Genomic DNA, 7,331 nt, shown 5'->3' with positions numbered 1-7,331 from the left:
CGAGTTCATGCTGGTGTTGGCGCAGTTGGGCGGCTACTTGAACAAAACAGGGCAAGGACCGCCCGGTTCCACCGTAATCTGGCGTGGACTGCGGCGACTGCAGGCGTACCGCGAAGCCTATATTGCATTCGGAACGGGCTAAAAAAAGATGTGTAGGATAAAGAGGGCGATGCCCTGGGCTTTCATACAGCCGCCCCGTTGGGGCTCAAGAACGCTTCCGTCGGGATTCATGCGGGTAATCACAAAACGTTGCTTCCCGTGTGACAAGCACACGGGGGAGCAATCTTGTGGGTAATGACCAACTCGTCGCTTCGTCCACTACCATGAGTCGAGTTTTCAGGAGAATGGACTCGTCGCCTCGTCCACTACGATTAGTATAGTTCTGCCGCTCGCTTCAAACTCTGCAGGGGGGGCTGGCGTGATACGCTTGTCGTCGGCAGGATGGTTGTGGTAATTCATCACCCTTGCCGCATCCTTCGGCCGTCTCGCGGGAGCGAGGGGACTCTTGATTTCAAGGCGCTATGACTACGTCCAGCTTCAATCACGCCGGCCCGGCCGCTCAGGCCTCGTTTGACGTCCAGCCCCGGACACGTTTGATCTTCGGGCCGGGGTCCTCCGCTCAGCTCGCTGAGCTAGCGGTCTCCTTGGGTGCCCAACGGGTGATGGTCGTCAGCGATGCGGGAATCGTGGCGGCGGGCCACTTTCAACGTGTCGCCGACTCCCTGGAGCAGGCAGGCTTGGCGGTCGGATCATTTCACGAATTTGCCGAGAACCCAACCTCTGCGATGGTGGATGCTGGCGTGGTCGCGGCAGCCGCGTTCCACCCTGATCTGTTGATCGGTTTGGGCGGTGGCAGCAGTTTGGATTGTTGCAAAGGGATCAACTTCGTCTACAGCTGCGGCGGGTCCATCGAAGACTATCACGGTGTGGGCAAAGCGACCGCTGAGATGCTGCCGATGATCGCGGTTCCCACCACGGGTGGGACTGGGAGCGAGACGCAGAGTTTTGCGTTGATCAGCGATCCGGTTAGCCACGTCAAAATGGCGTGCGGCGACCCGCGGGCTGCCTGTCGCATCGCAGTCCTCGATCCCGAATTGACCGTGACGATGCCAGCCTCGGTGACGAGCTTAACCGGGATGGATGCGATCTCACACGCGATCGAAACCTACGTGACCGTTCCCCGCAACGCACTGTCGACAACCTACAGTCGCCGTGCTTTTGGGCTGCTCGCTGAGTCCTTTCCCAAGGTATTGCAATCACCGGAAGATATCGTGGCGAGGGGCAATATGCAGTTAGGTGCATCATTCGCGGGGATGGCGATCGAAACCTCCATGCTCGGTGCCGCGCATGCGACAGCCAACCCGTTGACGGCGCGGCATGATATCGTACACGGGCAGGCGGTGGGTTTGATGCTGCCGGCCGTGATTCGATTCAACGGCAAACAGCATGCACCCTGGTACGCTGAACTATTGCGAGAAGTCGAACCTCTCGGGACCACGTCCACGCCTGTGGAGGAAGCACCTGGTCGATTGGCGGAGATGGTCACGCAGTGGGCCCGCTCAGCGGGGCTAGCGACTTCGATGCGCGAACTATCGATTCCGACCTCGGACATCGAAACGTTCGTTGGCGACGCGTTGAAACAATGGACAGGGACCTTCAATCCGATCAAACTCGACGCCGATTCGGTGCGTGGGTTGTATCAAGACGTGGCCTAGCGGCGATATTGAATCGGCCATCTCTCGAGGCTGGAAAGATCCTCAGAATGGGAGCGTTGTCTCAGCGGTGGTGATCGTTATCGAGCCAACGCCAGCGGCATTCGTAGCGATAGTTGTTTTCCGGATTGATCAGTTCAAAGGTGGCGATCGACCCGATCGGTAATTCGACTGTCATGGTCGCTTTGACCAACTCCACCTGCTCTGGCTGGTCGATGGGAAAGCGATTGAGAGTGAATTGATCGTGGTCAACACATAGGACTGGCGCGCGCTCGTCCGCCTAGCCGAGGAACGTTGCAGGATGCGAGCAGCGGGCAACACCTGCTGGGCATCTTCAACGGTTCGATCTTTCGATTGGCGCAGATCGAACTGGTTGCCGAGGGGGTCCCAGGGCGGATTGTCGGGTAGATCTTTCGATAGTTCGCCGCCGCTCTCACGAAAGACCTGCCTAGCAACACAGTAGCCATGTTGGATGAGCGATGAAATCTCCAGTTCAGAGAAGCGGTCCATATCGGTGCGGATCAGGGCCGCCTGACGCTGGATCTCGGGGTGGGGTGCCGTCGAATCGTCGCTTTCGCGAACCAAACGGGTGATTGGAAAGAACAGCAAGCCGGCGGTGTCTTCAAACGATCCCGATTCGAGTTGATTGACACGGTCCATCAAGATGTCGGTGGACCACAAGGCGGTGTTGAGCAGGCCACCGGCACGACCATCGGGACGGACCTTGAAGCTGGCACCCGCATCGCTGACCAAGATTTCATCGAGCTCGTTAGGCCCCGACTGGATACAGGGTTTGCCGTTGGCACGGCGGAGGGCTGCTGAGGCGAGTTCGCAATTGAGCCAAACCCGCTCTTCCACATCCGGATCCTGGCCGCTGGCGACGATCTGACGCAGTTTCGCTTGGGCCTGCTCGTCGGCCAGTGTCAGGGATTGAAAGGCGGGGATGCGGTACAGCTCCTCGGTCCGGGAGACTTCCGAGAGCCCTACTAAAAGTGTGTTGTCGTAACTCCCTCCATCGGTGAACGAGTGTCGGTCGAACTCGCCCGCTTTGGCACCAACATCCTTGCCGCACAATTCCAGCGGCGGAAAGAATCCGGGGAAGGCCACGGTGGTTGCCTGAGGGTGGCTCCGGGCCGCTGATCGGATCGTTGCCGTCCGAAAATTCTTCGCTCAGGCAAACACGTCGACAACCGGCTTGCCGTGCCCATCTTTGGTGGCGAAGAACGGTCGCTTTTCCACGTCGTAGGCCGTTTGGGGGCTGATCCCCATCGCTGTAAAAATCGTCGCGTGCAGGTCTTCTACCGAAACGGGATTCTCCACTGCAATCAGCGGACGTTCCACAGCGGTTGCCCCGTACAAGGCCCCCTGCTTGACGCCCCCACCGAACATCGCCACGCTCGATCCGCCAGTAAAATGACGGTGCAATCCGTAGTGTTTCATCTCGGTAAGGATATCGGTCTTATTGGTGGCTTGGTCTTTCGCATTGGAGCCGGGCACCCCTTCGATCATCATGTCGCGACTGAATTCGCTGGCGATGATGACGAGGGTACGATCCAGCAAACCACGCGATTCGAGATCCAGAATCAGCTGAGCGATGGGACGATCGACTTCGCGTTTGAGTCGTGCGACCGTGGAATGTCCTTTTTCGTGAGTGTCCCAGTGCAGGAAGGGAACGTACTCCGAGGTCACTTCTACGAACCGAGCACCCGACTCGACCAACCGCCGGGCCAATAAACAACCGCGTCCGAAACGCCCCGTGTCGTATGCCTGGCGAGATTCCTGTGGTTCCAGCGTTAAATCGAACGCTTGCTTCTCCTTCGATCCGAGCAGGCGGTGTGCCGCTTCCATCGAACGCAGCATCGACTCCTGTTGGTAGTCACTCATCCAATCGCGATTGGGATTTTGGTCGACGAGTTTCTTGTAGTGTCGGTAGCGATTGGCGAATCTACCGGGCTGCATCCCGGGAGGAGGTTGAACTGACCGCACCGCGTCTTCGGGAAACGGCAGGTTCATCGGCCCGAACTCGGTTCCAAAGAATCCACCGGTGGTGAATGCCTTGAGTTCTTCCTTTTCACCGACCCCCTCGAGTCGCTGGCCGATGTTGATGAACGGTGGGACAACCGGGTTCTTGGGGCCGAGGACTTTCGCCATCCACGCCCCGATGTGCGGCGCGGCCACGGTTAGTGGCGGGACGTAGCCTGTGTGCCAATGATACTGGTGGCGTGAATGAAGAATGTGCCCGAGGTCAGGTTGGACAGCGGATCGAATCAGGGTACCGCGATCCATGACCCCCGCAATGTTCTCCATGCCTGCCGAAATTTTAATGTTATCGACCGCCGTATCGATCGCTGGGAAGGTGCTCAGGATGCGATCGATCGAGAGACCTTTCTCAAAAGGCAGGTAGCGTTTCGGGTCGAAGGTGTCGGGTGACGCCATGCCACCGGCGAGCCAAATGAGGATGCACGAATCGGCTTTGGCCTCGGGATGGCGGATGGCGATCGAATCATTGCTAGCCCAAGCGTTGGGTTGGTTGGTTCCCAGCGCGGCAAGTGACGCGGCACCAAGTTGTTTCAACAACGTTCGACGGGCGATTTGCTCTTGGTTGATCATGCTTATCGGATCATTTGAAATTCGGGTTGCATGAAGACCATCCACAACAGGTCTTCCACGTCGACGAGATCTGGATGCTCTCCGAGGACCTCCAGGAGGTAAGTTCGTTCGCTCGTCGTGGGCGGACGCGAGAATGCGCAGCGGTACAACCACTCGAGTAATTCGGGCGCCGTCCAGCCTTCGGCGACGAGGTTCTCAGCACCGCGGTTGAGATAGTTCGCCAAAATCTCTCCGTTGGCTAAGTCGATCGCTTGCAGGGTGGTGAGTTCGGCGGGGCGACTCGTCACGACCAAATCGCGGTTGGGGCGACCCAGAGAACGCATTAGAAAATCATTCTTCACGAGTGCCGCACGCACCGGTGGCGAGGGTCCACGAGGTGGGTGGAAGGACGCATCGATATCGAGGATTTCTCCCCAGGGTTCTGCTCCGTGCGGCGCGATCTCTTTTGCAGTCGCCCACTGCTCGCTTCCTGGACGCCGTGCTTGCCAAGTCTTGTCGCTGGTGACTTGGAAGCGTTCCCCGCCATCGATAACTGAGAATTGGCAAATGAATCCAGCTGCGCCGCCGAACATCTCCGCGTCCACTTCAATGACATTCTCGCCTGCACGCAGGTACTGCTGGACATCGACATAGGCCGGTTCGGTCCATTGACGAGACGCGGCGACTTGGCGCCCATTGATTGTCATGGTGAACGCGTTGTCGCAGGTCACCGAGACGACCGCAGCCGAAGGTGTCGCGTTGAGTTGGAATGTCTTTCGCAATTCTGACTTTTTGCCCGTTTCTCCTGCGTGCCAAATCCATTGCGCCGAGATCGGCACGGGATCCAAGCGAGCCTGTTGAGCTGCGTTATCCTGCACGTCCTCTCGCGGGGAGCGATCGACATCGGCGACCATCTCGACCGGTTGGGTACCGGTGATCTGCCAGATCGAGTCGAGCAACTGTTCAGCTGTCATGCGTTTCGCGATCGGTCCCGCGTACTCATAGTCTTCGCCAGGCTCTTTGCCCAACACGACAGTTTCGGATTGGTAGGCCTGCGATGTCATGACGAACTGGATGAACTTCTTCAAGTCGTAGTCGTCTTGGGCAAAACGGACCGCGAGATAGTCCAGCAGGTCGTCGTTCCACGGTTTCGTGCCCATCGCGTCGACGGGATGGACGATACCGCGCCCCATCAGCCGCTCCCAGATTCGGTTGACAATCGTGCGGGTGAAACGCCCATTGTCCGGATGCGTCATCAGCTCCGCCAACTGCTCTAAACGTTTCTCTTTGGGCGCTTCCGGATCGATGTCGCCCAGTTCAGGAAAGATCCACTTCGGCGTCGCCATCGTTCCAATGGGTATGTCACAGCGATTGAGCTCGAGAGGCTCATCGGAATAGATTGCCGCAAGATTGTAGGCTTCCGATAACGTCCAGCGATCGATAAAGCTATCGTGGCAGCTGGCGCATTTCATGTTGATGCCCAGAAACACCTGCGAGATGCTTTGGGCGAACTGAATTTCGCGAGTTTGGCTGGCATTGACGTCACCACGCCACTGAATCCCATTGATGAAACCTGCCGAATCTTCTGACGGAGCGATTAGATCTCGCACCATCTCGTCGTAGGGTTGGTTCAATCGCAGAGCCGTGTAGAGCCAGGGGGTAATCTGCGTTCGCCCACCGGTGATATATCCAGTGCCGGTGTAGTCATTGCGTAGCAGATCATTCCAGGTGGTTAACCAATGATCGGCGTAATCGACCTCGCGAGCCAGCAACTGTTTGATCAAACGTTCGCGCTTATCACCAGCGGGATCGGCAAGGAACGCCTGTAGCTCTTCGGCCGAGGGGAGCAGCCCGATGGCGTCGAGCGAGGCTCGTCGCATGAACACTGCGTCGGACACGGGCGGGGGAGGCGTTTGATCCCGAGTAGCCAGATCGTTATCGAGTATCCGGTCAATGGGGTGGCTGCGGTGGTCGCGGGCGGGTGGCAGGTGAACGACTCGCGGAGCCAGCTCGGGTTCCCACGCGGATTCACCCAGCGTGATCTCAGGGTCCCAGGCCATGCCTGCATCGATCCACTTCTTCAGAATCGCAACGTCTTCCGGTGGGACGCGCGGCCCGTCGGGCGGCATCCTCTCGCTTTCGTCGTCGGTCTCGATCAGCTCGATCAGCCGGCTGTATTCCGCCTCACCGGGCTCCACCACCCCGCCAGATTCTCCCCCAGCCAACAGGTTGGCACGTGTGTTCATGCCCAAACCGCCTTTTTGATTGCTGCCAGCGTGACACTGGGCACAATGCTCCCGCAGAATGGGCATCACTTCATGGGCGAAATCAACCGCCCATGACGGGCGAGGCGATACCGCGATCGAGACGGCGAGGAGAAGAAGATACAGAGGCTTCATCGGCACTAATTGGATATCCGGGAGTGGGGACTGACGCCTAATGCTACCTGCGTTGGCCCAGGTTGGTGACACTGGGCAGCATGAAGACCACTTCGCAGTCAAAAGCAGTTGGCGTCGAGCGAATGCCAGTCCAAGGGATCGACTCGATCGAGTCTAACCCACAGGACCGCAGCATACACGATGCCCGCTGACTGTGCGGCATCGGGCTCGCCGCTCACTAAATCAACACGCCGGTCAGCGAGGATTTACCCACAAAACCGGATCCCCTGTCAGCTTGTCTGACAGGAATCTCCGTTTTGTGATTAGATCAAGATCGAGCATACACCCCGCTCCCATGCGGGCTTGCCCCGCATGACAGCAAAGTTGATCGACTTGGTTTCCTGTCAGACAAGCTGACAGGGGAACGCGTGTCGATACCGCGTTTTTCTAATTAGAAAAACGTCGCTTCGGCGTGTGACAAGCACACGGGGGAGCAAACTTGTGGGTAATCAACAGCGGGGCTACCCTGGGCTGTTCAATCTTTGGGGTTGCGACCCGTTTCGGTTGATTTTCATGGAGGTGATTTCTGTCCTGATTTCACCCTCCCGAGCGAAGCTGGGGAGGGTCGAGAAACGAGCCTTCAGCGAGTTTC

4 protein-coding genes are annotated in these 7,331 nt (G+C 58.1%); 1 reads left to right on the top strand and 3 read right to left on the bottom strand.

Features of this window, described 5'->3' with window-relative positions:
* Positions 1 to 521 precede the first annotated feature (521 nt).
* Positions 522 to 1,715, top strand: a complete 1,194-nt coding sequence (locus tag CA85_RS24390) for an iron-containing alcohol dehydrogenase (RefSeq protein ID WP_146394317.1) — start codon at positions 522 to 524, stop codon at positions 1,713 to 1,715.
* Between the two features lie 171 nt (positions 1,716 to 1,886).
* Here CA85_RS24390 and CA85_RS24385 read toward each other — a convergent pair whose 3' ends face one another.
* From CA85_RS24385 to CA85_RS24375, 3 genes are all read right to left on the bottom strand, one after another.
* A complete protein-coding gene (locus CA85_RS24385) occupies positions 1,887 to 2,819 on the bottom strand; it encodes a hypothetical protein (protein WP_146394315.1) in 933 nt (310 codons plus the stop codon).
* Between the two features lie 63 nt (positions 2,820 to 2,882).
* Entirely contained in the window at positions 2,883 to 4,322 is a 1,440-nt protein-coding gene (locus tag CA85_RS24380) for a DUF1501 domain-containing protein (protein WP_146394313.1), read from the bottom strand.
* Positions 4,323 to 4,324: 2 nt separating this feature from the next.
* Entirely contained in the window at positions 4,325 to 6,700 is a 2,376-nt protein-coding gene (locus CA85_RS24375; protein ID WP_146394319.1) for a DUF1549 domain-containing protein, read from the bottom strand.
* Between the last annotated feature and the right edge of the window lie 631 nt (positions 6,701 to 7,331).

The organism is Allorhodopirellula solitaria (assembly GCF_007859855.1).
GTDB lineage: Bacteria > Planctomycetota > Planctomycetia > Pirellulales > Pirellulaceae > Rhodopirellula > Rhodopirellula solitaria.
This window is presented reverse-complemented; position numbering and strand designations above follow the sequence as displayed.

What these genes read in the sequence shown, in the direction of transcription:
- CA85_RS24375 (WP_146394319.1), bottom strand. Translation starts at nt 6,700, where the DNA reads ATGAAGCCTCTGTATCTTCTTCTCCTCGCCGTCTCGATCGCGGTATCG.
- CA85_RS24390 (WP_146394317.1), top strand. Translation starts at nt 522, where the DNA reads ATGACTACGTCCAGCTTCAATCACGCCGGCCCGGCCGCTCAGGCCTCG.
- CA85_RS24380 (WP_146394313.1), bottom strand. Translation starts at nt 4,322, where the DNA reads ATGATCAACCAAGAGCAAATCGCCCGTCGAACGTTGTTGAAACAACTT.